This window comes from Candidatus Microbacterium phytovorans (assembly GCA_029202445.1).
Taxonomy (GTDB): Bacteria; Actinomycetota; Actinomycetes; order Actinomycetales; family Microbacteriaceae; genus Microbacterium; species Microbacterium phytovorans.
Window position 1 is genome coordinate 1,692,889 of record CP119321.1, and the last position, 23,907, is coordinate 1,716,795.

Consider the following 23,907-nt stretch of genomic DNA (forward strand, 5'->3'; position numbering starts at 1 on the left):
TCACTGTACGTCGGCGAACGCGTGCTGGACCTGAGAGCCCGCGCGGACGAACACGGGGATCCGCTCGATCGACACCGGCACGCTCACGCGGGCACCGGAGGCGACGGGCTCACCCGACCACGCGTCCACCCACTCCCCTTCCGGAATCCATACGTCCAGTGTGCGTGCGCCGGGCGCGAGCACGGGGGCCACCAGGAGGTCGGCGCCCAGCATCCACTGGGTGGTGTCGCCCACGGCATCCCACGCCTGCGGGTCGTCGAAGAACAGCGGGCGCATGAGGGGCCGATCGGTCGCGATCGTCTCCCGAGCGGACGCGGCCAGGTAGGGCACGAGCCGCTCGCGCAGGTGGGTGAAGGTTCGCGTCAGCGCGAGCACGCGGTCGTCACCCGTGCGCTCGGCGATGTTCCACGGCGTGCGGTCGCGCGACGGCGTGCGGTGATGGTTGAACTCGGAGTGGTACTGCATGATCGGCACGAACGTCGACGCCTGGAATGCCCGGATGTACAGCTCGGAATCGGGGATCTCTCCCGAGAATCCGGCGATGTCCCAGCCCCAGTAGACGATGCCCGCCGACGCCGCCGACAGTCCCGCGTTCATCGACCAGGCGAACGCCTCCCACGTGGAGTTCTCGTCGCCGGCCCAGAACGCGCCGTGGGCCTGCGAGCCCGTGAACCCCGCACGACTGAACGTGACCGGCGCCTTCCCGGCCGAACGCAGCAGCTCGCCGTACGCGGCCGCGTACGCCACGGGGAAGGTGTTGTTCTTCTCGTCGCCGTGCCGCCCGTCGAGGTAGACGAGCTCAGCACCCCACGCGTGCTCCCCGCCGTCGGTCTTGAAACCGTCCACACCCAGCTCCTCGACGAGGTACCGGCGCTTCTCGGTCCACCAGCGCGCGGCGCCCTCATCGGTGAGGTCGGGCATGAGCGACAGCGGGAACCACCAGCCGCGGTTGCGGTACGGCCGGAGCCGTCCTCGGGCGTCGGGTTCGCGGATGAGCACACCCTCGGAGATCGCCGCCCGCGCGTCGGCAGCCAGCTGACCCGTCGGGTGCGGCCGCATCTTCAGCAGGGGGATCTGCCAGAGGTGCAGGCGCACGTCACGGCCGTGCAGCTCGTCGATCATCCCGCGAGGGTCGGGCCAGGCACCGTCGGCCGGGAACGTGAAGTCGTCGAGCCGATGCGGCGCCCCGTCGGCGGAGACCTCGTACTGCGCGTCGCGGAACGCCGTGAACGTCGACTCGTCACTCCAGGCCTCGATGACGACGGAACCGACGGGGGTGTCGTGCGCGACGTGCAAGTCCATCTGCCGCATCACCTCCGCCTGCGTGTTCCACTCGTTTCCCGACGCCCAGAGCCGGAACACCCAGTCCGGAAGCTCCTCCGCGCGACCGACACGATCGAGGAACGCACTCAGCACGTCGGTCGGGGCGCCGTCGAACAGTCGCAGATCGGCGACCCCGTCGGCACCGGTCTCCGTCTCCACCGCGATCCGGGTGGCATCCGTCCGGCCCAGGTCGAACCACACGCGCCGCGACGTGTCGACGTGGAAGCCCCACCCCTCGCTGCCCACGACGTGCGCGAACGGCATGGGGAGGTAGGTCTTCCGCTCCGCACCCTGGCTCTTGTACTGCTCGAAGACGACGGAGTCGAGGTCGGAACCGGTGTGGTCGAGCGTGTCGAAGCGCTCGCCGAAGCCCGTCACCCGCTCGCCCGCCGCGAGCGGGAGCGCGAACCGCACCCGCCACGCCCGCTCACCGTCGTGGAGTCGCTGCACCGATCCCGCGACGACGCGGGATCGACCCGTCTCGACCACGGCCTCGGGGGCGTCCTGCCAGATCGCGGCCCGGAAGGAGAACGTCCGCGACTGCTCGCGGCGCCCGGTGCGGGAGGTCGCCGTGAAGCGGTAGCGGTAGCGTCCGCCCGACCGCAGCGCGGGCGTCGTGACCTGCCAGCCGCCCACGGCTCGCGCGCGACGGCTCTGCGCCGACGCCAGGTGACCGCCGTCGGTGAGGCGCCCTCGCGACGTCGTCGCGACCGGCGCGAGGTCGAGCACGGTCTCGTCGCCGTCGCTCCCGTCGTCGGGCACCCACTCCAGCAGGCACGTCACCGCGGTCACCTCGCCGTCGGCGCGGACGCCGAGGGTGGCCGTGTTCCCGGTTTCGGGGACGACGGGATGCCGCTGCTCGGTGTCGACGGAATAGGGGTGGCCGGAGCCGGCCGGGCGGTGGCGGATCATCGGGGGTCCTTCAGGGAATCGGGAGTGAAGAGGTCGAGGGCGAGGCCGAGGCGGAGCAGCATGGCGTGGCTCCACAGGAGCGGGGTGGCCACCGTGCCCCACCGGTCGATCCACTCCTGCCTCATGCCGGGCGCGATGAGGTGGCCGGGTACCTGCTCGGGCAGATCGAGGTCGTCGGTGGCGGTCGATGCTGCCCACGTGAAGAGCTCCTGCGCCCTGGCGCGGTCGCCCGCCGCGAGCTGGGCGAGCCCCAGGAAGCAGGTCAGGAGCGGCCACTGCCCGCCGCCGAAGAACGTGTCGCCGAGAAAGCGGTGCACGCCCCCGTCGACCGTCAGGTGGGCTTCGAGCACACGGATCGTCTCTGCGCCGAGCGGCGAGGTCGCAGGGATCACCTCGAGCGGCGCGATGGCCGCGGCGAGGCTGCCGTCGACGGCGGTGCTCCCGAGCCACTTGCGCAGCCGCCCGTCGAGCGTGCCCTCCGTCCGCATGAGCTCGACGATCGCGGCGGACGAGGTCGCGGCTCGCTCGGCGCGTGCGCCGGAGAGCTGCGGCCGGGCGGCGTCGAGTCCGGCGGCGACACACGCGAGCGTCGAGACGTGCACGTGCATCGCATGCTCCTCCCACCAGTCGTAGCAGGGGCGCTGCCACGAGGCGACGAGGTAGTCCACCGTCAGCTCCACGGCATCCGCCCAGCGGGAAAGGTCGGTGCCGTGCCTTTCGGCGTGCGCGCGGAGGGCCCACAGCCACGTTCCGTAGCCGTCGAGTTGGAAGTCCCACCACTCGTCGGCACCGTCGTCACCGGAGAAGGTGTAGCGCGCCGGAAGCATGCGCTCGGCGGCGGGCGGGCGACCCGCCTCGCTCTCCGCGACGATCCAGCGGATGTGATCGGCCCGTGCGACCAGCACGCGCGCGCACCAGTCGAAGAACCGCTCCGCGGAGGCGATCTCGCCGGCCGCCGACGCCGCGTCGGCGATGAACGCGCCGTCGCGGAACCAGCAATAGCCGCGGTAGGCGGAGAAGGACGGGCTCGCGGGGTAGGCGCCCTCGGGCGTCTGCAGGCCGGTGATGAGCCGGAGGCTGTGGGCGGCGAGCGCGGCGGCGTCGGGGGGTGTCACGGGCACGGGGTCCTCGGTTCGAAAGCGGCGGGTGCGGCGGGAGCGGCGTGGGGTGGGCGTACGGCCGCGGCGGACGGGAGCCTCCCCGTCCGCCGCGGCGCAGGTCACGGCAGCAGGCCGTCGACCTCGGTCGCGAGCGCCGGGATGGCGTCGGCCACCGTCGCACGCCCCGCGGCGATCTCACCGAGGGCGTTACCCACGGCATCCTGGATCTGAGTCGCGTTCGCGCCGAGCTGCGGCGCCTCGGCGACGTTCTCGAGGGAGTCGAACACGGCGATCCGGTTGGCCGGGGGCGTCTTCTCGAGGTACGGCGCGAGCAGCGACTCGTCGCTGATGGCCGGCAGCTCCCATCCTGCGTTCAGGCGCACGTCGACCATCTCCTTCGAGCTCGTGAGGAACTGCGCCCACTTCTGCGCCGCCTCCTGGTGCTCGCTGGACTGCGACACGACGACCGCGTTGGAGAAGGTGGCGCTGGCCTTCTGGGTGTCACCCGGCTCGACGGCGATGTCCCACTCGAACGGCAGGTCGCCCACGAGGCTGATCATCCAGATGCCCGTGTGCCACATCGCCAGCTTCCCCTCCTTGAAGAGGTTGGTGTCGAAGTCGGGGGTTCCCGCTCCGTCGGCGGCGGTGGGCATGACGGTGCCCGACTTGCCCGTCAGCCACTCCGCGGCTGCCTGCCCGGCATCCGAGCCGAACCCTGCGGCACCGTCAGCCAGGAAGCTGCCGCCGGCCTGCTGGACGGTCTTGTAGTACTCGTAGTACGAGATCGGCTGGTAGTCGCCCCACACGCCCGCGTCCTTATCGGTGAGCTTCTCGGCGGCGGCCTTCTCGTCGGCCCAGGTCCAATCCGACGTCGGGTAGTCCACGCCCGCCGCGTCGAACAGCTCCTTGTTGTAGAACAGGACGACGTTCGAGAACGACGACGGCAGACCATACTGCGTCCCGTCGACGGCGTACGTGTCGAGCACGCCCGCGCGGTACAGCGAGGTGTCGACGCCGTCGAGAGGCGCGAGCACCCCCGACGCCTGGATGTTGGCGAACGCACCGGCATCCACGTCGAAGACGTCGGCCTGCGTCCCGGCGGCGAGGTCGGTCTGCAGCTGCGTGAAGTAGTTGGCGTAGTCGGTGGTCGTGACATCGACCTTGATGCCCGGGTTGGCCTTCTCGAAGGCGTCGACGATCGTCTGGAGGTTCTCCTCGTTGCCGCCGTTCGAGATGAAGTTGGCGTAGCTGATCGTCACCTCCTCGTCGGTCGCGTCGGGGCTCGGCGTCGCCGAGGACGTGCAGCCGGTGACGGCCAGCAGCGAGGCTGCGGCGAGGGCGCCGGCGGCAAGAGCGGTCTTGCGGTACATGTGGTGCGATCTCCTTTGATTCGGGTGGTGGTGCAGGTGGTGCCGCGCCTACTTCAGGCCGGCACCGGCGACGCCCTGGACGATGTACTTCTGGGCGAAGACGTAAAGGGCGAACATCGGGATGATGCTGATCACGGACCCGGCCATCAGCACGTCCCACTGGGTGGAGTACTGGCCCTGCAGGCTGGTGAGGGCCACGGGGAGTGTCTGCATGAGCGGGTCGCGGAGGATGATCAGCGGCCACAGGAAGCTGTTCCACGTGTTGAGGAACGCGAACACGGCGAGCGTGGCGAGGGCCGGGCGGATGAGCGGCAAGATGATCTGCACGAAGATCCGGAAGTGCCCCGCCCCGTCGAGCGTCGCCGCCTGGTCCAGGTCGTACGGAACGCTCGTGATCGCCTGCCGGAGCAGGAACACCCCGAAGGCGGTCGCGATCGTGGGGAGGATCGCGCCGACGTACGTGTTGATGAGGCCGAGGGCCTTCATCTCCGCGAACAGCGGGACGATCAGCACCTGGAACGGGATCATCATGGTCGCGAGGTACACGACGAACAGCGCGCCGCGACCGGGGAACGGCATCCGCGCGAAGACGTACGCCGCCATGGCGCTCGTGATCAGCTGGAGCAGCGTGCTGGCGATCGCGATGAGCAGCGAGTTGGCGATGACCCTCGCGAACGGCACGCGATCGAACAGCTCGGCGTAGGGCGAGAGCGAGGGGTTCGCGGGCACGAGCGTCGGCGTCGTGGTCAGGGTGGCGCCGGGGGTGATCGAGGTGACCACGGTCCACACGAAGGGGAACACCATGATGAGTGCTCCCGCGACGAGCACGACGTACAGCGCGAGGCGCGGCAGCGGCTTAGTCATAGTTCACCCACCGCTTCTGACCGGCGAACTGCACCAGCGTGACGATCATGATGACGAAGAACAGGAGCCAGGACAGGGCGGATGCCATGCCCGCCTGCCCGTAGCGGAACGTCAGGTCGTAGACCTGCTGCACGATCACCTGGCTCGAGTTGTTCGGCCCGCCCCCGGTCATCACGTAGACCTGGTCGAAGACCTGGAACCCGTTGATGAGCGACAGCACGATCACGAAGAACGTCGACGGCGACAGCATCGGGAGGGTGACGCTGACCAGTCGCCGCCACGGTCCCGCGCCGTCGAGCTGCGCCGCCTCGTACAGGTCGGGATTGATCGACTGCAGGCCGGCGAGCAGGATCACCATGACGAATCCGAGGTCCTTCCACGCCGAGGCGAGGATGATCGACGGCATCGACCAGGCCGGATCGGCCCACCAGCCGGGCCCCTCGATGCCGAACCAGGCGAGCACGCTGTTGACGACACCGTTGCTCGGGCTCAGCAGCCACCGCCACACGAGAGCGACGACGACCCAGCTCGTGATGACGGGCAGGAAGTACACGCCGCGGAGCACCGCCCGGCCCCGCAGTCGCGCGTTGAGCGCGAGCGCCAGCGCGAGTCCGCCGACATAGACGATCGGGAGGTAGCCGGCGATGTAGTACAGCGTGTGCAGGAACGCGTCGCGCGTGGCGGGGTCGGTGAGGAGGTGCGCGTAGTTGTCCAGCCCGACCCACTGCATGGGGCCGATCAGATTCCACGAGTGGAGGCTCGTCCATGCCGCGCTGAGCATCGGACCGATGACGAACGCCAGGAGCGGGACGAGACTCGGGAGGAGGAAGACGGCGACCGTCAGCGCGTACCGGAGGCGTCGGCGCCCCGGCATCCCGCGCCGCTGCACCGGCGCACCCGGTCCGGTCGGTCGCTGCGTGGTCGCGCCCTCCGCCGCGGCGCGTGCCGTCAGTGCGACGCTCACGGTCGCTTCTCCACGGCGGCGACGAGGCGCTCGCGAACGAGGCGACCCTGGTCGCCCGCGACGCCTTGCGCGTCGAACGGGGTCGCGAGCACGAGGGCGGCAGCCCCCTGCGCCCAGCGATCGTCGTCCCACCGCTCGACCTCGACGGACACCCCGCGCTTCCCCGGGACGAGCGCGTTGCGCAGCGCTGCGTCGAAGGCATCCTGCCAATGCGACCACGCCTGCACGCCCTCTCCCGAGAGGACGACGGCCTCGGGGTCGAGCAGGTTCACCGCACCCGCCATCGCCCTGCCGAGCTGGTGCCCCGCGTGCGCGAAGATCTCGCGGGCTTCGCTGTTGCCCGCGTCCGCGAGGGCGCGCAACTCGTCGATGCCCTCCTCCGCCCCGATGAGCCGGATCGAGCGGGCGTCGGTGACGAGGGCGCCCTGTCCGATGATGGCCTCGAGGCATCCGCGATTGCCGCACTGGCAGAGGGGACCGTCTTCGCGCACGGGCGTGTGACCGAAGTCGCCGGCCCCGCCGGATCGTCCGCGGACGATCGCACCGTCGGCGATGAGTCCCGCCCCGACGCCGTTGCCCACCGTCACGACGAGGACGTTGCGCAGGTTCCGGCCGTGGCCGAAGAGCTGCTCGGCGGCGCTCAGCGCGTTGACGTTGTTCTCGACGACGACGGGCAGGTGGAGCGCGCGGCGCAGCTGCTCGCCGAGGGGCACCTGCACCCAGCCGAGCTGTGTGGAGTCCACGACTCCGATGCCCTGCTGGGCCACCGTGCCGGGGAGCCCCACGCCGATGCCGAGGAGGCGACCGGCGCCGCGCCCGTCGATGAAGCGGCGGACGGCGTCGATGAGGTGGGATGCCGCGAGCGGCGAGACCGCGTCGAACGGCTGCACGTCGGCACGGCGGACGATGCCGTCGACGCCGACCTCGACGAAGGCGACGTGGTCGGGGGCGACCTTCACGCCGACCGCGGCGAGATCGGTGGCCACGAGACCCAGGAGGCGGGCCGGGCGGCCGCCGCTGCTGGCGACCTCGAGCTCTTCGATCAGACCGTCGGCGAGAAGATCGCGCGTGAGCTGGGTCACGAGCGCAGGCGAGACGGCGAGCGCTCGGGCGAGGTCGGCGCGCGACGTCGAGCCCTGCGCTCCGAGATGCGCCAGGATCGCGGTGCGATTGACGTCCGCCTGACTCCGAACTGCCGCCACGGTAACCCCTTTGTTTATGACTGAATAAACCGTAGAAGTAAGTGGCGGTCGCGTCAAGCATCAGTTTCGACACGGCGCGGAGGAGCTGTGTCCGAGGGCCCTCAGCGAGGCGGCTCAGCGCAGACCGACGACGGGAACGCCCAACCACTCCCCCAGGTCGAGGATCTCGGACCGGATCATCTCGACCTCCTCGTCATCCAGCGGCGTCATCTCATGCACCGTGGAGACCACGAGGGTCTCCTTCTTCTTGTCCAGTTGCGCATCGAGCTGACCGACGAACCGGTCGCCGAGCAGGATCGGGTGCGCGAAGTACCCGAACTTCCGCTGCGAGGCGGGCTTGAACTGCTCCAGGACGTAGTCGAACTCGAAGAGCTCCCGGAGCCGCGGCCGGTCGAACAGCATCCCGTCGTACGGGTTCAGGATCGCGACACGTCCACCGGGGTCGTCGTCGAGCGACGCGATGGCCGCCGGATCGACCCGCCACGCCCACGTGCTGCCCTCGACGGTCGCCGGCTCCCCGGCATCCCCGACGGGCGTCCACGGCGACTTCCGCTTCGCGATGCCGGCCGCCTGCAGCCGCCGCGCCTCGAGCAGGTGCCCGGCCTCCTCGTACGACGGCACCGGGAGGTCGGCGGGGTAGACGCGCTCGCCGATGTCCCACACCCGCTGGCGCCCCTCCCGCCGTACGATGCCGACCTCGCCGACGTAGGAGAGCAGTTCGAGCATGCGCGGCACCTGATTGGAGCCGTACCAGCCCGCCTCGTCCTTGTGCGCGACCTGACTGGAGTCGGCGATCTCCGAGGCCAGCAGCGGCCCGTCGGCGCGCAGCTTCGCCAGCACGTCGGCGCGGAAGCGCGCATTGGCGGCCAGCCACTCCGTGGCCTGCGCGCGGAAGACCCGGCCGCGCATCCGCGCCACCATCGCCGGCATGAGGCTCGCCGCGTGGAAGTGCCCGTCGTGCTCGAAGAGCAACCGGTCCTGCTCGACGGACTTGCTCAGCTGACCCGGCTCGTACGACCAGCCGATCCGGCTCCAGGGGATCGTCTGCTCGGCGGGGGCGATCGTCGCGGTCGGGTCGATCTTGAGCGACCCGAGCTGCTCGGCCACCTCGACGACGTCTCCCGGGCGCTGCGCGTCGAGCAGCTGCGCGCGCACGGCGAGTCGGCGCGCATCGTCCTTCGAGAGGCGGTGCATGTCACGACAGTACCGGCGCCCCCCGACGCTGCGACGGGGAGCGACGCGGCGTTCCGGGCACCGCACGCACCGTGAGCCACACCCCCAGCGCGAACTCCCACACCGCGATCGGCAGCGCGAGCAGCGCGGCGACCGGGGAGACCTGGTCGAACACGCCGAGCAGCGTCGCGCCGGCAGAGACGAGGAGCAGCGGCGCACCGATCAGTCCGACGACGGGGATGAGGCGTGGGACGAGCCGCGTGCGGAGCAGGGCGGTGCCCAGGAGCAGCGCGTTCACAGCCGGGAGGAGCCCCGGCCCGAGGAGGAACGCCGCGTCGTGGAGGGCGACGGCGGCGGGGTCGCCCGTCGTGACGACCACCAGGAGCGCGGCGATCCCGAGGAGCACGAGTCCCGCCTCCAGCACCCGCGAGGCGACGAAGCCGAGCGCGAGCGCGGGCACCGCACGGCGCAGGAGGGGGAAGAGGGCGACCGCCGTCCCGACGCAGGCCACCGCGAGGACGACCTCCAGCAGCGCCCCCGCGCGCGCCAGTGTCGCGGCGTCGGCGGCGGTCGATCCGGCGAGGACAGGACTCTTGAGGGCCAGCGCCGGGATGGAGGTGGCGAACGTGAGCAGGTACAGGATGCCGGCGGTGCGCGCGAGGCGGCGATCGGTCATAGGAGAGCCCTCCGAGTCGGCGGTGTACGGCGTACACCTCTGTCGTCATCGTAGGTGTACGGCGTACACTTCGGCAAGTGCCCGACAATGGACCCATGCCCGCACCCGCGACCGCCCGCGTCCCACTGGATCGCGCGCGCGTCATCGCGACGGCGATCGACGCCGCCGACGCCGACGGGCTCGCGGCACTCAGCATGCGCGGCCTCGCGACGCGGCTCGGCGTGGTCCCTATGGCCCTCTACAAACACGTCGCCGACAAGGACGACCTCGTCGCGGGCATGATCGACGCCGTCGTCGCCGGGTTCGCCGCCCCCGCCGCCGATCTCGGAGCCCGCGACAGCATCACGGCCCGCATCGCGTCGGCGCGAGCGGCCGTGGGGCGGCATCCGTGGCTCCGCGGCGCCATCGAGGCCGCGACCTCCCCCACCCCGACGGTGCTCGCCCACATGGATGCCGTCGCCGGCGACCTCTTCCGCTCCGGCCTGTCGGCCGACCTGGTCCACCACGCGATGCACGCCCTCGGGAGCCGCATCTGGGGGTTCTCGCCGGAGGCCTTCACCGCCCCGACCGGCGGACCCGATCGGACCCCCGATGCCCCGACTGCCGAAACCCCGGATGCCGAGACGCAGCGGGCGATGGCGGAGCGCTACCCTCACGTGGCGGCGGTCGCCGCGGATGCGGCCGCCCGGCATCCATCGGGGGCGTGTGTCCCCGATGCCGAGTTCGACTTCACGCTCGACCTGCTCCTGGACGCCATCGAGCGTCTGCACGCGGCGGGGTGGCGTTCCGACGTCCCGCGCGCGTCGGCGTGAGCCGCCGATCGGCCGGCGCTACGGTCGGGGCATGAGTACGCCCAGGCCGTCGCAGAGTCGGCGCGCTCGCGCATCGCGGCGACGCGCACGCCGCGTGGCGGCGTCGGGCAGCGACCTGACGGATGCCGAGTGGTTCGACATCCTCGAGGCGTGGGCACGGTGCGCCTACTGCGGCGCCGACGGGGTGGCGCTCCAGAAGGACTGCGTGCTGCCGATCTCGCGCGGCGGTCGCTACACGCTCGACAATGTCGTCCCCGCGTGCCGTTCGTGCAACGCCAGCAAGAGCAACGAGGAGGTCACCGTGTGGATGCGGCGGCGGCGCCTCGACGAGCCCGCCTTCCTCGTGGCCTGGTACGGCATCGCCGCGAACCTACGAGCCGCGTCCGGACCTCCGGCCTGACGGGACTCACTCCGGGCGCCCGTACGCCTCCAGCCAGCGCAGCCAGACCTCGCTGACCGTCGGGTACGCCGGCACGGCGTGCCACAGGCGGGCGACCGGCACCTCCCCCACGATCGCGATCGTGGCGGCATGGAGCATCTCGGCGACGTCGGGCCCGACGAACGTCGCGCCCACGAGCACTCCGCGCTCCTCGTCGACGACGGCGCGCGCCGTCCCGACGTAATCCTGTGCATACGTGCTCGCCCCGGCCACCCAGGAGAGGTCGTAATCGAGCACCCGCACCGGGATGCCGGCCTCGCGCGCCTGGATCTCCGTGAGACCCACGGCCGCAGCTTCCGGCTCGCTGAAGACGACCTGCGGCACGGCGCGGTGGTCGGCGGTCGCCGCGTGGGCGCCCCAGGGCGCGTCGTCGATGTCGCCGCCGCGCGCTCGGGCCGCGATGACGTCGCCCGCCGCCCGCGCCTGGTACTTCCCCTGGTGGGTGAGCAGCACGCGATGGTTCACGTCGCCGACGGCGTACAGCCAGTCGTGTCCGCGGACGCGGAGGGTGTCGTCGACGTCGAGCCACGCGCCGGGCTCGAGCCCGACCGACTCGAGTCCCAGATCGGTCGTGCGCGGCACCCGCCCGGTGGCGACGAGCCCTTCCGCGGCCCGCACCTCCGACCCGTCGGTCAGCGTCACGACGACCTCACCGCCGCCGGTGCGGTCGACCCGGGAGGTCTCGACGCCGAGGCGCAGGTCGACGCCAGAGGCGCGCAGCCCCGCCGCGACGCGGTCGCCCACGAACGTCTCCATGCCGCGCAGCAGCGCCGACCGGGAGAGCACCGTGACCTTCGTGCCGAACGACGCGAACGCGGTGGCCATCTCGACGGCGACGACGCCGCCGCCGATCACGACGAGGGATGCCGGAACGTCGCGCACCCCGGTGGCCTCGCGGCTCGTCCACAGCCCGGCATCCGCCAGTCCGGGAACGTCGGGCAGGAGCGAGGCGGAGCCGGTGCAGACGGCGACGGCATGCCGCGCCCGCAGCCGGCGGTCGCCCACCTCGACCTCCTTCACGCCCGAGAGGCGTGCGTGTCCGCGGACGAGGGCGATCCCGGCACCCTCGAGCCACGACACCTGGCCGCTGTCGTCCCACTCGTGCACGATCTCGTCGCGACGTCGCAGCACCGCCGCGACGTCGACCTCGCCGGTCACCGCCTCCGCCGCGCCCGGCGCGCTCCGCGCCGCGCGCAGCGCCGCTCCCGCCCGCAGCAGGGCCTTCGACGGCATGCACGCCCAGTAGGAGCATTCACCGCCGACGAGCTCGCTCTCGACGATGACGGCGCTCAGGCCGCGCTGCACGGCGCGGTCGGCGACGTTCTCGCCGACGGGGCCGGCTCCGATAACGATCAGGTCGTACTCTTCGGCATCCACTCGACCACGCTTACCGGAAGTGTGACGCTGTGTGCCACCCCCTTCGCCGATGTCGTTGGGGTGTGATTGGGTGATCAGACCGACCCGGAGGCGAAATGTCGATTGAGTTCCGCGCCGTCACGAAGCGATTCCCTGACGGCACGACCGCCGTTGACGACTTCAGCCTCGTGATCCCGGCACACAAGACGACCGTGTTCGTCGGATCGTCCGGCTGCGGCAAGACCACGCTGCTGCGCATGATCAACCGTCTCGTGGAGCCCACCGACGGCGACATCACGATCGACGGCGAGAGCATCCGCGACCGCGATCCCGTGCAGCTGCGCCGAGGCATCGGCTACGTCCTGCAGAATTCCGGTCTCCTCCCCCACTTCACCGTCGCCGACAACGTCGCCACCGTCCCGGTCCTCACCGGCACCCCGAAGCGGCAGGCTCGTGAGCGCGCGCTCGAGCTCCTCGACATCGTGGGTCTCGATCGGCGCCTGGCCGATCGGTACCCCCGGCAGCTCTCCGGCGGCCAGCAGCAGCGCGTCGGGGTGGCGCGCGGGCTCGCCGCCGACCCGAACATCCTCCTCATGGACGAGCCGTTCGGGGCCGTCGATCCGATCGTGCGCAAGGAGCTGCAGGCTGAGACGCGACGCCTCCAGCGCGACCTCGACAAGACCGTGGTGTTCGTCACGCACGACATCGACGAGGCGTTCCTGCTGGGCGACCAGGTCGTGATCCTCGAGAAGGGCGCGCGGATCGCGCAGGTCGGCAGCCCCGACGAGATCATCGAGAACCCCGCGAGCGACTTCGTCGCCGAATTCGTCGGGGTCGATCGCGGCAGTCGCGCGCTGCGCGCCAAGACCACGCCGCGCGGCACGGTGCTCGTCGACGCCGTGGGGCGCACCCAGGGCGTGCTCGTGAACGGCGACGCCGGCAGCGAGGGAAGCGAGGGAGGTCCCGCGTGACCTGGATCCTCGACAACCTCGACCTCATCGGCGGCCTCACGCTCGACCACCTCCGTCACAGCGTGATCCCGATCGTGCTGTCCTTTCTCATCGCCGTTCCGCTCGGCTGGGCCGCCTGGCGCTACACGCCCTTCCGCGGAGCCGCGCTCACGACCATCGGCCTCCTCTACACGATCCCTTCGCTCGGGCTCTTCGGCCTGCTCGGGGCCTTCGGCATCCCGTTCCTCTCCGAGGTGAACCTCATCATCGCCCTCACGGTCTACGGCGTCGCGATCATGACGCGGTCGGTCACCGACGGGCTCGACTCGATCGATCCCGCCGTGCGCGCGTCGGCCGTCGCGGTGGGCTACGGCCCGTGGCGCCGGTTCTGGGCGGTCGACTTCCCGCTGTCCGGACCCGTGCTCCTCGCGGGCCTCCGCGTGACGGCCACCTCGACGATCTCGCTGGCGACCGTCGGCATCCTCATCGGCGTGCAGAACCTCGGTTACCTGTTCACCAACGGATATCAGCGGCGCATCGTCGAAGAGGTGCTCTCCGGCGTCGTAGCCGTCGTGGTAGTGGCGCTCATCATCGACCTGCTGCTCGTGGTGCTCGGCCGCGTGCTCATGCCCTGGCAGCCGCGACGGCGCGAGTCGCGCGCGGTCTCCCGCCGAGTGCTCGCGGAGGCGACCGCATGAACCTCTTCCTCGACGCGTTCGCGTGGATCTTCTCGCCCGACCGCCTCACCGGCTCGTCGGTGCCCCTTCCCCTCGCGATCTGGCAGCACCTCGCGTTCACGTTCGGCTCCGTGCTCATCGCCGCCCTCATCGCCATCCCCCTCGGCTGGCTCATCGGCCACACCGGTCGCGGGCGCGAGATCGCCGTCGCCCTCTCCGGTGCCGCCCGCGCGCTCCCCTCGCTCGGCCTCCTGCTGCTGCTGGTGCTCCTCATCGGCGTCGTGCACAAGACCGAGGCGGCCGTCGTGTCGTTCGTGCTGCTCGCCATCCCGTCGATCCTCGCTGGGGCCTACGCCGGCTTCGAGGCGATCGACCGGGCGGTGATCGACGCCGGGCGGGCCGTCGGCATGACGCCGTGGCAGGTGCTGTGGAAGATCGAGGTTCCCCTCGGCCTTCCCCTCCTCATGGGCGGGCTCCGTTCGGCCACCCTCCAGGTGGTGGCCACCGTCACCATCGCCGCGTACGCCGGGCTCGGCGGGCTCGGCTTCTACTTCCTGCAGGGCATCCAGCTCAACCGGTTCGACCAGGTGCTCGGCGCCTCGCTCATCGTCGTCGCGCTCGCCCTCGCCCTCGACGGCCTCTTCGCGCTCCTGCAGCGGCTCGTCGTCCCCCGCGGGGTCGCGCTGCCCCGCGGCGTGGAGGGCCGCACGCCCTACCTCCGTCCGCATAAGGTCGCCGACGCCCCCGGCTGAGACGCCCTCTCCCGCACCACAGCACCGCTCACTCCGAGATCTGCACACCATCCAGAAAGGTCCGCACCATGACCCGCATCCGCACCCGCCTCGCCGCCACTCTCGGCCTGGCAACGGTGGCCGCCCTCGCCCTCGCCGGCTGCGCCACCTCCGACCCGCTCGGCGGCGACAGCAGCAACACCCCGCCGGCCTCCGGTGAGCCGTCGACCATCGTCGTCGGCTCGCAGGCGTACTACTCGAACGAGATCATCGCCGAGATCTACGCCCAGGCCCTCGAGAACGCCGGCTTCACGGTGGAGCGCAAGTTCCAGCTCGGCCAGCGCGACATCTACATCCCGTCGCTCGAAGACGGCAGCGTGCAGCTGATCCCCGAGTACACGGGCAACCTCCTGCAGTTCTTCGACGAGGCCACCACCGCCACGGCATCCGAGGATGTCTACGCGGCCCTCGCCGACGCGCTCCCCGAGGGCCTGACCGTGCTCGACCAGTCGTCGGCCACCGACCAGGACTCCTACAACGTCACGGCCGAGTTCGCCGCTGAGAACAACCTCACCGAGATCGGCGACCTCGCCGGCATCGCCGACCTCACCCTCGGCGGCGCACCCGAGCTCGAGGAGCGCCCGTACGGTCCCAAGGGCCTGAAGTCGGTCTACGGCGTCGACGTCGCGTTCTCCGCGACCGCCGACACGACCGTCGACGAGCTCGTCGCGGGGAACATCCAGGTCGCCAACGTCTACAGCGCCGACCCGCGCATCCAGACGAACGACCTCGTCACCCTCGCCGACCCGAAGGGCCTGTTCCTCGCGTCCAACGTCGTCCCGCTCGTGAGCGAGTCGATCGCCGACGAGATCGCCGACGTCATCAACCCGATCAGCGCCGCCCTCACCCCTGAGGGCCTCGTCGCCCTGAACGTCGAGTCCACCGAGGACAAGCGTTCGTCGGCCGACATCGCGACCGACTGGCTCGCCGCCAACGGCCTCGACTGACACACCCCGTCACCGCGAACGCCCCCGGACACTCTCCGGGGGCGTTCGTCGTCCTCGGGGGCACGACCGGTCGTTGAGCGAGGAGCGCAGCACCGAGCCGAAACGCCCCACACCTACCCCGGCCGTTGAGCGAGGAGCGCAGCACCGAGACGAAACGCCCGCACCCGTACCCCACCCCCGCCGCCGGTCGTTGAGCGAGGAGCGCAGCACCGAGACGAAACGCCCCACACCCACCCCCGGTCGTTGAGCGAGGAGCGCAGCACCGAGACGAAACGCCCCACACCCACCCCCGGTCGTTGAGCGAGGAGCGCAGCACCGAGACGAAACGCCCCCCGAATCAGAAGGCGCGCAGCGTCGCGTGTAGGCCGCCGTCGATCTGCTCGCGCCGCAGGATGCCACGGCGTCGCAGTACGGGCACGAGCTCGTCGAGGGTGCGGTGGACGGTGACCGGGTGCAGGTCTCCCCACAGGAGCACCCCGTCGTTGCCCCACTCGCCCAGTTCCTCGATGAGGTCGGCGAACTCCTCGGCCGTGCCGACGAAGCCCGAACGGTCGGAGATGCGTCCGAGGCGAGCGAGTGCGGTCAGATGGGCGCGCAGGGGCGTCGTCGCGACATCGCGGTCGCCGACCAGCCGTCGGATGCTGCCCTGCGAGACGTGCTCGCCGAAGATGCCGGGATCGAGCGGTGCGTCGAGGTCGAGCGCGGTGAGGTCGGTTTCCAGATCGCTCGATTGGCGCTGGGCGATGAGCTTCAGCGCCGCGTCGTCGGGATGCGCGGCGGCGGCCACCAGCCGGTCCGCCTCCTCCGCGCTCGCGACGAGCGTGGGCTGGATCGCGAAGAGGATCGTGATGTCCTCGGGGCGACGCCCTCGCTCGACGGCGGCCGCATGGATGCGCGCCCGGTACTCGCGGATGCTCGTCTCGGTGAGCGGGGCCAGCGCCAGCTGCACGTCGGAGTTCGCTCCGGCGAACGCGAGGCCGCGACCCGATCCTCCGGGTGACGCGATGACGGGCTCGCCGTGCTCGAACGGCACGGCGTTGAGCGGACCGTCGAACGCGTAGTACTCGCCGCGGTGGCGGACGGCATCCAACCGCGTGCCGTCGGCGTACACGCCCGAGATCGGATCGGCCACGAGGGCCCCCTCGCCCCAGCTGCGCCACAGCGAGCGGATGCCGGCGAGCCACTCCTCCGCGCGGTCGTATGCCGCGTCGTGTCCGAGCTGCGGTGCGTCGCCGAAGTGCCGGGCGCTGCCGGTATCGGTGACGACGTTGAGCCCGAGGCGGTGACCGCTCAGGTGCTGGAGACTCGCGAACTGCCTCGCCGCGGTGTACGGCAGGTACGCCGCGGGGTTCACTGTCGGGATGACACCGAGGTGCCGCGTCGCCTGGAACAGGTACGGCGCCAGCAGGAGGGGGTCGTGCTTGGGGCCACCGAACGCGTGACGGACGCGGGTGTCGAGCGTGGCGGGCGATCCGAGCGAGGGGGCGTCTTCGATGAGCACGAAGTCGAAGCCCGCCTGCTCCAGTTCCCGCGCCGACTGCTGATAAAGGTCGGGCGACGTCCACCGCCAGTCCCAGTCGAGGTAGGGATGCCCCCACCCGTGCGGCCCGAAGCCGCGCGCGAGGAACCAGCCGAAGTGCTGCGGCCGGCTCATGCCGAGACCTCCGCGCGGGCGACGGCGGGAGCGACGGACGCTGCGCCGGCCGCCAGCGCACGCCCGAGGTCGTCGATGAGGTCGTCGACGTCCTCGATGCCGATGGACAGGCGCAGCGTGCCGGGGAAGACACCGAGCGCGAGACGCTCCGCCTCGGTGAGGTGGGTGTGGCTCGTCGAGGCGGGGTGGAGCACGAGCGAGCGGACATCGCCGAGGTGCGTCATGTGGGTGAACACGTCGAGCGCTTCGACGACACGGCGCGCATCACCGGCATCCCCCGCCACCGTGAACGTGAAGACCGACCCGTACCCGTCCGGCAGGAGCTCGGATGCCAGGGCGTGATCGGGGTGCGAAGGGAGGCCCGCATAGTCCACCGAGGCGACCGCGGGGTGCGTGGCGAGCCACGTCGCCACGGCGAGGGCGTTCGCCGACTGGCGCTCCACCCGCAGGCTCAGCGTCTCGATGCCCTGCCCGATGAAGAAGGCGTTGAGCGGCGAGGGGGTGGGACCCAGGCGCGGCGCGACGCTCTCGCGGGCGTACGCGATGCGCGCGTCGCCCCCGGTGCGCTCCACGAGGCTGGCCGTGCCGCCTCGACCGGGCGCGACGAGATGCGGGAACTTCGCTCCCGATCGCGCCGCGTCGAACCGGCCGCTGTCCACGATCGCCCCGCCGATGACGGTTCCCTGGCCCGAGAGGAACTTGCTGGCCGAGTGCACGACGACGTCCGCGCCGTGCTCGATCGGTCGCAGCAGGTAGGGGGTGGCGAAGGTGTTGTCGACGACGAGCGGGATGCCGTGACGTCGCCCGACCGCGGAGACGGCGGCGATGTCGAGGATGCGGTTGGTGGCGTTGGAGATCGACTCGGCGAACAGCGCCTTCGTCTCGGAGCGGATCGCCGCCTCCCACGCCGCGGGGTCGCCGATGTCGTCGACGAAGTCGGCCTCGATCCCGAACCGGGAGAGGTTGTCGAGGATCAGTCCGCGACTGCCCTCGTAGATGTGGTTCGAGACGACGATGTGGTCGCCTGCAGCAGCGAGGCTCAGCAGCGCGACCGACGTGGCGGCCTGGCCGCTCGCCAGGAGCAGGGCCTGCGAACCGCCCTCGAGTTCCGCCAACGCGCCCTCGACGGCGTCGATCGTCGGGTTGCCGATGCGGGTGTACGCGTAGCCCTCGCCCGCACCGAAGTGCGAGGCCGCATCGCCGTACTCGTCGAAGCTGAAGCCCGCCGTGAGGTAGATCGGGGTCGCCCGCGGAGAGGATGCCCCGGCGCGCCCGCGCTCGTGGACCTGCCTCGTAGTGAATCCCCTGCGGCCCATGACGTGTCCCTCCTTGCCGACAGCCATCTTGCGTCGGGAGGGGCCGCGCCACCTACTCGCGGTGTCGCCGTGTTACGTCGTCGCGGCATCCCATCGGTCGAGCGCGCGCTGAGCGAGGAACGTCACCCACCGCGAGGGCTCACCGGGTGGCACGTCGTGGGCGATCCAGGTGTCGCCTCCGAAACGCCAGCCCTGTTCCCAGCGGCCGTCGTCGCCCCGCGACGAGCGCAGGCGCTCGACCGCCTCCGCCGCGCGCGGGTCGGGTGCGACGCCGTCGTGCACCGCAGCCTCCATGAAGTGATCGACGGCTTTCAACAGCGTGAAGGGCGCTCGGTAGGGGTAGGCGATGAGATCGACCCACGGCCCCACACGCTCGCCGGTCGTGAGGCGGTAGCGCAGCCGCCGACGCAGCAGGTACCCCTCTCCGCTGTGGCGCGCGTCACGCACCGAGGTGTCTCCCGTGAGCTTCTCGTAGGCGAGCAGCCCCCGCACCGCGTTGATCGTCGAGTGGAACGACGAATGCACCGACCCCTCGACCCACTGGCAGTCCCAGCCGCCGTCGGAGACGATGTGGGCGGGGAACCAGGCCGCCAGCTCCGACATGTCCTCACCGAGCCAGGCGCCGTTGGCGAGGGTCATCGCGTTGATGCACACATCCACCTCGCCGTCCCAGTACGGCAGGTCGTCGTACTCCCACCGACTGTTCTGGCTCAGCAGCGCCCCGGTTCCGGCGAGCACGGCCGCATCGAGCCCCCACTCGCGGAGAGTGGTCAGGGTCCAGGTGGTCGCCGTGTAGGGCTGCTCGCCGTCGGGAGGAGGCTCGGTCATGTCCCCCGGGAAGAACGCGCCCCCGGCCCATTGCCCGTCGGCATCCTGGTGCGAGAGCAGCGTCGCCGCATCGCCCTCCGTCGCCATGCGGGCGCGCGTCGCCCGCCATACGTCGGCCGGGGCGCCTGCGAGGTCACGCTCCACCTGCCAGCGCAGTGTGGGGTCGGAGTCCAGCAACCAGTCCAGCACGTCCCGCGTGATCATGCCGACACGCTACGCCCACGCCCCGACACGGAGGGCAGACCTCGTCGCTGCGTCAGCCGCGGAAATCGTCGGGGTCGACATCGTCGAGGAATCGCTGGAACTCCTCGACCTGCTGCTCCTCGCCGCCCTCGACGATCGTGCCGGGCACCCCGGCCTCGGCCAGCACGTCGTCGGCGACGAACACCGACGCGCCCGTCCGCGACGCGAGGGCCACGGCATCCGACGGGCGGGCATCGACGATCCGCGGCCCGCCGGGGGTGAGGAGGGTGATCTCGGCGTAGAACGTGCCGTCCTCGATACGCGTCACCTCGACGCGGTCGACGACCGTGTCGGTCTCGGCGAGCATCGCGCGCATGAGGTCGTGCGCGAGGGGCCGCGGCGCCTGGGCGCCCTCGACCGCGATGAGAATCGAGGTCGCCTCCTGCGCCCCGATCCAGATGGGCAGAACACGCCCGTCGCCCTGGGCGTCGTCCATCGGCGTGAGGAGGATGACGTGCTGCCCCGCACCGTCGAGGGCGACGCCGGCCACGCGCACTTCGACCACGGTCACCTCCGATCGTCTGCCGCCATCGTAGGCAGTCGGAGCCGCCGACGTCAGCCCTCCGCCGAAGCCTCCCCTGCGAGCGCCTCGAGGGCCGCACCCGAGAGACGCTGCGTCGTCCACTCGTCCTGCGCCTCGGCGCCGATCGCACGGTAGAACGCGATCGACGGCGCGTTCCAGTCCAGCACCGTCCACTCGAAGCGGCTGTAGCCCCGGGCGACGCACACCTCGGCGAGCGCGCGCATGAGCGCCTTGCCGTAGCCCGCACCGCGATGGGCCTCGTCGACGTACAGATCTTCCAGCCAGATCCCGTGTCGGCCGGTCCAGGTCGAGTACGTGACGAACCACACGGCGATGCCGAGGATCGCGCCGTCTCGCTCCACGACGTGGGCGAAGACCTGCGGGTGGGAGCCGAACAGACTCGCCGCGAGGGCATCCGCCGTGTTCTCCACGGCTTCCGGCTCGCGCTCGTAGACGGCGAGCGCGTGGATGAGGGCCAGGATGCCGGCCTCGTCGCCCGGACGGGCCTCGCGGAGCACGGCGCCGTCTGTGAGGATCGTGGGGTTCTCGACTGTAGTCACGGTCGCGAGCGTACCCTGGACGCATGGGCGGCACGTTCGGCTTCGACGAGGTCTGGCGGCCCTCCGCTGCGGAAGCGCACGCCGCGTGGGATGCCGAGCAGATCCTGCCGGCGCCGGCACCGGTCCCCGGCGACGGCCCGGGCGTCATCGTCGGCGGCCGCATCGTCATCTAGACAGGGCTGCGACCCGCCCAGGACTGACGGTCAGTCGCGCGCGAGCACCTCGCCGTGCGGCATGAGCAGCCAGCCGTCCTCTGCCGCCGCCCATTCGAGCCACCCGGCGCTGATCCGCTCCAGCGCGTCGCGATCGGCGATGCCGAGCCGCAGCACGTTGTCGGCGAACGAGGAGTGGAGCGCCCGTTCCGCCCACGCGCCGCCCCACCACTCCCGCGCCTCGGGCGATTCGAAGAGCCAGACGGATGCCGACGACCGCACATCCGTGAAGCCCGCCGCCCGCGCCCACGACTTCAGCTGCCGCCCTGCCGACGGGTCGCCGCTCGTGCCGCGGTGGGCGGCGAGATACACCTCGCGCCATTCGTCGAGGCCGGGGACCCGGGGCCACCAGATGGTGCCCTCGTAGTCGACGTCGCGCACCGCGACGACACCGCCGGGCGCGACGACGCGGCGGAACTCGCGGAGCGCGTCGACGGGCCGAGCGAGGTGCTGCAGCACCTGGTGGGCGTGCACGACGTCCCATGCGCCGTCTTCCGACGACAGCGCGTACGCGTCGTCGACGGCGTACGAGAGGTTCTCGATGCCCAGCTCGACCCGATCGGCTTCGGCGTGCGCGACGACGTCGGCCGAGGCGTCGACCGCGTGCACGGGGCCCGGCGCGACGATGGCCGCGAGGTCGGTGCTGATCGTGCCGGGTCCGGCGCCCACGTCGAGGACGCGGCTGCCGGGTCGGAGTTCGGGCAGGAGGTACGCGGCGGAGTTGCCCACCGTGCGCTTCCGGTGCACGCGCAGCACGCTCTCGTGGTGCCCGTGCGTGTAGTCGTCGGCCATCTCCCCATCATCGCCGACGCTGGAGGGCCACGCGCTCACTGGTCGGCGGGCGTCCATTCCGACACGGCGTCGAGCTCGGCGACCTCGTCGGCGGTGAGGTCGGTCTTTCCGCCGTCGAGGAGATCGGCGACCTGCGCCTCCTTCGACGCCGACGCGATGGGGGCGACGACGGTGGGCTTGGCGCGGAGCCAGGCGAGCGCCGTCGCGGCGATCGACACGTCGTGCGCGCGGCCGATCCGCTCGAGGGTGTCGATGATCTGGAGGCCCTGTGGGGTCGCGTAGGTCACGGCGGCGGCGGCACGCGGAGACGAGGCGCCCGTGGCATCCGTCGTCCGGTACTTCCCGGTGAGGAAGCCCTTCGCCAGCGCGAAGTAGGGCACGAGTCCGAGGCCGAGCTCCTGCGCGGCCGGGACGATGTCCGCCTCGATCTCGCGGTGGACGAGGTTGTAGTGCGGCTGCACGGCGACCGGCTCGGCGACGCCCAGCTCGCGCGCGATGCGCACCCACTCGCGGATGCGGTCGGCCGAGTAGTTCGACACGGCGGTGTAGCGGACGAGCCCGTCCTTCACGAGCGCACCGAACGCGGCGACGGTCTCCTCCAGCGGAGTGTCGGCGTCGTCGAAGTGTGCGAAGTAGAGGTCGATCGTCTCGACGCCGAGGCGGCCGAGCGATGCCTCCGCGGCGGCCCGCACGGTGGATGCCGAGAGCCCCTTGAACTGGGGGTGCTGGCTCACCTTGGTGGCGACGGTGACGTCCTCGCCCGCGCGAAGCCCGCGCGCCGCGAGCCACTCGCCGATGATCGTCTCGCTCTCGCCGCCGGTGTGGCCGTCGACCCACGCGCTGTAGGAGTCGGCGGTGTCGATGAAGTCACCGCCGCCGGCACGGAAGGAGTCGAGGACGGCGAAGGACGCGTCGCGGTCGGCGGTCCAGCCGAATACGTTGCCGCCGAGGGCCAGGGGGAAGACGTCGAGGTCACTGTTTCCGATGCGGGTCATGCTGGGGACAATACCCACCGCGCCCGAGCTATTCCGCAGAGCGTGTCACGGCGCGAAACCGCGAGCGCCGTCACGACTCCGATGCATGCGTCGGAATACATCCGCCGGGCGTATCGTTGGCGGCATCATGCGCAGTTTCGGAACGCTCTCCTTCGGCCACTACGGTCCGCTCGGCAACGGTCGTCAGCTCACCGCCCAGGACTCCATGAAGCAGGCGATCGATCTCGCCCAGGGCCTGGACGACCTCGGCGTCAACGGCATCGCCTTCCGCGTGCACCACTTCGCGCGGCAGCAGGCGTCGCCGATGCCGCTGCTCGCTGCGATCGCCGCCACCACCGAGCGCATCGAGATGGGCACGGGCGTCATCGACATGCGCTACGAGAACCCGCTGTACCTCGCCGAGGAGGCAGCAGCCGTCGACCTCCTCTCCGACGGTCGCCTCGCCCTGGGCGTCAGCCGCGGCTCACCCGAGACCGTCGTCCGCGGGTACGAGGCGTTCGGCTACACCGGCTCGCAGGACCCTCGCGGCGCCGACATGGCTCGTGACAAGTTCGAGCTGTTCCTCCGCGCCATCGAGGGCCAGCCACTCGCCGAGCGCGACGCGAGCAGCCCGTTCGGCGGCGGCAGCGGCGGACAGCGCATCGAACCGTACTCGGAGGGTCTGCGCTCCCGCATCTGGTGGGGTGCCGGAACACGGGAGACGGCCGAGTGGGCCGGTCGGCAGGGTGTGCACCTCATGTCGTCGACGCTCGTGACCGAGGCCGACGGCCGCCCGTTCGATCTCCTCCAGGCCGAGCAGCTCGACCTGTTCCGCGCCGCGTGGCGGGATGCCGGTCACCCCGGCACGCCGCGCACCTCGGTGAGCCGGTCGATCTTCCCGATCACGACCGCCGAGGACGAGCTGTACTTCGGCCACTCCGCCGAGGGCGACGGCATCGGCTACATCGACGGCTTCCGCTCGACGTTCGGCAAGACCTACGCCGCGGCACCCGACGTGCTCGTCGAGCAGCTGAAGCAGGATGCCGCCGTGATGTCGGCCGATTCGCTCATGCTGACGATCCCCTCGCAGTTGGGGGTGGAGTTCAACCTCCGCATCGTGGAGTCGTTCGCGACGCACGTCGCCCCCGCCCTCGGCTGGGTGAGCACCCGCCCCTAGCCCCCCTCATCCCCCCCGGTCGTTGAGCGAGCGCAGCGAGTCGAAACGCAGCGTCGAAACGCACAGCCGAAA

24 protein-coding genes are annotated in these 23,907 nt (G+C 71.2%); 8 read left to right on the plus strand and 16 right to left on the minus strand.

The annotated features are described in order from the left end of the window. The 8 genes from P0Y48_08100 to P0Y48_08135 all read right to left on the minus strand — a co-directional run bounded on the left by P0Y48_08100 (position 1) and on the right by P0Y48_08135 (position 9,584). A complete protein-coding gene (locus P0Y48_08100; GenBank protein WEK12439.1) occupies positions 1-2,235 on the minus strand; it encodes a glycoside hydrolase family 31 protein in 2,235 nt (744 codons plus the stop codon). After that, entirely contained in the window at positions 2,232-3,356 is a 1,125-nt protein-coding gene (locus tag P0Y48_08105; protein WEK12440.1) for a glycoside hydrolase family 15 protein, read from the minus strand. The genes P0Y48_08100 and P0Y48_08105 overlap by 4 nt, the downstream gene beginning before the upstream one ends. A gap of 98 nt (positions 3,357-3,454) precedes the next feature. Continuing rightward, complete coding sequence (locus P0Y48_08110) at positions 3,455-4,705, minus strand: sugar ABC transporter substrate-binding protein (protein ID WEK12441.1); 1,251 nt, start codon at positions 4,703-4,705, stop codon at positions 3,455-3,457. A gap of 48 nt (positions 4,706-4,753) precedes the next feature. Next, positions 4,754-5,569: a carbohydrate ABC transporter permease gene (locus P0Y48_08115; GenBank protein WEK12442.1), complete on the minus strand. Its 816-nt coding sequence runs from the start codon at positions 5,567-5,569 to the stop codon at positions 4,754-4,756. Then, positions 5,562-6,533: a sugar ABC transporter permease gene (locus tag P0Y48_08120; GenBank protein WEK12443.1), complete on the minus strand. Its 972-nt coding sequence runs from the start codon at positions 6,531-6,533 to the stop codon at positions 5,562-5,564. Before P0Y48_08120 ends, P0Y48_08115 begins: the two co-directional genes overlap by 8 nt. Further along, positions 6,530-7,735, minus strand: a complete 1,206-nt coding sequence (locus tag P0Y48_08125; protein ID WEK12444.1) for an ROK family transcriptional regulator — start codon at positions 7,733-7,735, stop codon at positions 6,530-6,532. The genes P0Y48_08120 and P0Y48_08125 overlap by 4 nt, the downstream gene beginning before the upstream one ends. Positions 7,736-7,849: 114 nt before the next feature. After that, on the minus strand, positions 7,850-8,929 hold the full coding sequence (locus tag P0Y48_08130) for a crosslink repair DNA glycosylase YcaQ family protein (GenBank protein WEK12445.1): 1,080 nt from the start codon (positions 8,927-8,929) through the stop codon (positions 7,850-7,852). A gap of 1 nt (position 8,930) precedes the next feature. After that, complete coding sequence (locus tag P0Y48_08135) at positions 8,931-9,584, minus strand: DUF4386 domain-containing protein (protein ID WEK12446.1); 654 nt, start codon at positions 9,582-9,584, stop codon at positions 8,931-8,933. A 95-nt stretch (positions 9,585-9,679) separates the two neighbouring features. Between P0Y48_08135 and P0Y48_08140 the strand changes: the two genes are divergently transcribed. Next, entirely contained in the window at positions 9,680-10,396 is a 717-nt protein-coding gene (locus P0Y48_08140) for a TetR family transcriptional regulator (GenBank protein WEK12447.1), read from the plus strand. 31 nt (positions 10,397-10,427) lie between these two features. Beyond that, a complete protein-coding gene (locus P0Y48_08145; protein WEK12448.1) occupies positions 10,428-10,796 on the plus strand; it encodes an HNH endonuclease signature motif containing protein in 369 nt (122 codons plus the stop codon). Between the two features lie 6 nt (positions 10,797-10,802). On the opposite strand, the gene P0Y48_08150 is transcribed toward P0Y48_08145, so the two are convergent. Next, positions 10,803-12,212 carry an NAD(P)/FAD-dependent oxidoreductase gene (locus P0Y48_08150; protein ID WEK12449.1) on the minus strand — a complete coding sequence of 470 codons (1,410 nt, stop codon included), beginning with the start codon at positions 12,210-12,212 and terminating at the stop codon, positions 10,803-10,805. Positions 12,213-12,307: 95 nt separating this feature from the next. On the opposite strand from P0Y48_08150, the gene P0Y48_08155 reads away from it, so the two are divergent. The 4 genes from P0Y48_08155 (at position 12,308) to P0Y48_08170 (ending at position 15,556) form a co-directional block, all read left to right on the plus strand. Beyond that, positions 12,308-13,162: an ATP-binding cassette domain-containing protein gene (locus P0Y48_08155; protein WEK12450.1), complete on the plus strand. Its 855-nt coding sequence runs from the start codon at positions 12,308-12,310 to the stop codon at positions 13,160-13,162. Then, a complete protein-coding gene (locus P0Y48_08160; GenBank protein WEK12451.1) occupies positions 13,159-13,839 on the plus strand; it encodes an ABC transporter permease subunit in 681 nt (226 codons plus the stop codon). Before P0Y48_08155 ends, P0Y48_08160 begins: the two co-directional genes overlap by 4 nt. Then, the gene (locus P0Y48_08165; protein WEK12452.1) at positions 13,836-14,570 is read left to right on the plus strand and encodes an ABC transporter permease; all 735 of its coding nucleotides are present in this window, start codon (positions 13,836-13,838) and stop codon (positions 14,568-14,570) included. Before P0Y48_08160 ends, P0Y48_08165 begins: the two co-directional genes overlap by 4 nt. A 68-nt stretch (positions 14,571-14,638) precedes the next feature. Beyond that, on the plus strand, positions 14,639-15,556 hold the full coding sequence (locus tag P0Y48_08170) for an ABC transporter substrate-binding protein (GenBank protein WEK12453.1): 918 nt from the start codon (positions 14,639-14,641) through the stop codon (positions 15,554-15,556). 337 nt (positions 15,557-15,893) lie between these two features. Here P0Y48_08170 and P0Y48_08175 read toward each other — a convergent pair whose 3' ends face one another. From P0Y48_08175 to P0Y48_08195, 5 genes are all read right to left on the minus strand, one after another. After that, the gene (locus P0Y48_08175) at positions 15,894-17,210 is read right to left on the minus strand and encodes an LLM class flavin-dependent oxidoreductase (protein ID WEK12454.1); all 1,317 of its coding nucleotides are present in this window, start codon (positions 17,208-17,210) and stop codon (positions 15,894-15,896) included. After that, positions 17,207-18,526 carry a PLP-dependent transferase gene (locus P0Y48_08180; protein ID WEK12455.1) on the minus strand — a complete coding sequence of 440 codons (1,320 nt, stop codon included), beginning with the start codon at positions 18,524-18,526 and terminating at the stop codon, positions 17,207-17,209. The genes P0Y48_08175 and P0Y48_08180 overlap by 4 nt, the downstream gene beginning before the upstream one ends. A gap of 72 nt (positions 18,527-18,598) precedes the next feature. Next, positions 18,599-19,558, minus strand: coding sequence for a squalene cyclase (locus P0Y48_08185; protein WEK12456.1), 960 nt, complete (start codon positions 19,556-19,558; stop codon positions 18,599-18,601). Between the two features lie 52 nt (positions 19,559-19,610). Continuing rightward, the gene (locus P0Y48_08190) at positions 19,611-20,108 is read right to left on the minus strand and encodes a bifunctional nuclease family protein (protein ID WEK12457.1); all 498 of its coding nucleotides are present in this window, start codon (positions 20,106-20,108) and stop codon (positions 19,611-19,613) included. Between the two features lie 44 nt (positions 20,109-20,152). Next, positions 20,153-20,638, minus strand: coding sequence for a GNAT family N-acetyltransferase (locus tag P0Y48_08195; GenBank protein WEK15040.1), 486 nt, complete (start codon positions 20,636-20,638; stop codon positions 20,153-20,155). Positions 20,639-20,703: 65 nt separating this feature from the next. On the opposite strand from P0Y48_08195, the gene P0Y48_08200 reads away from it, so the two are divergent. Further along, entirely contained in the window at positions 20,704-20,853 is a 150-nt protein-coding gene (locus tag P0Y48_08200) for a hypothetical protein (GenBank protein WEK12458.1), read from the plus strand. Between the two features lie 30 nt (positions 20,854-20,883). Here the strand turns inward: P0Y48_08200 and P0Y48_08205 are convergent, their stop codons facing one another. Beyond that, the gene (locus P0Y48_08205; GenBank protein ID WEK12459.1) at positions 20,884-21,684 is read right to left on the minus strand and encodes a methyltransferase domain-containing protein; all 801 of its coding nucleotides are present in this window, start codon (positions 21,682-21,684) and stop codon (positions 20,884-20,886) included. Between the two features lie 35 nt (positions 21,685-21,719). Continuing rightward, positions 21,720-22,679 carry an aldo/keto reductase gene (locus tag P0Y48_08210; protein WEK12460.1) on the minus strand — a complete coding sequence of 320 codons (960 nt, stop codon included), beginning with the start codon at positions 22,677-22,679 and terminating at the stop codon, positions 21,720-21,722. 127 nt (positions 22,680-22,806) lie between these two features. Here P0Y48_08210 and P0Y48_08215 point away from each other — a divergent pair, with 127 nt between their 5' ends. Then, positions 22,807-23,835, plus strand: coding sequence for an LLM class flavin-dependent oxidoreductase (locus P0Y48_08215; GenBank protein WEK12461.1), 1,029 nt, complete (start codon positions 22,807-22,809; stop codon positions 23,833-23,835). Positions 23,836-23,907 lie beyond the last annotated feature (72 nt).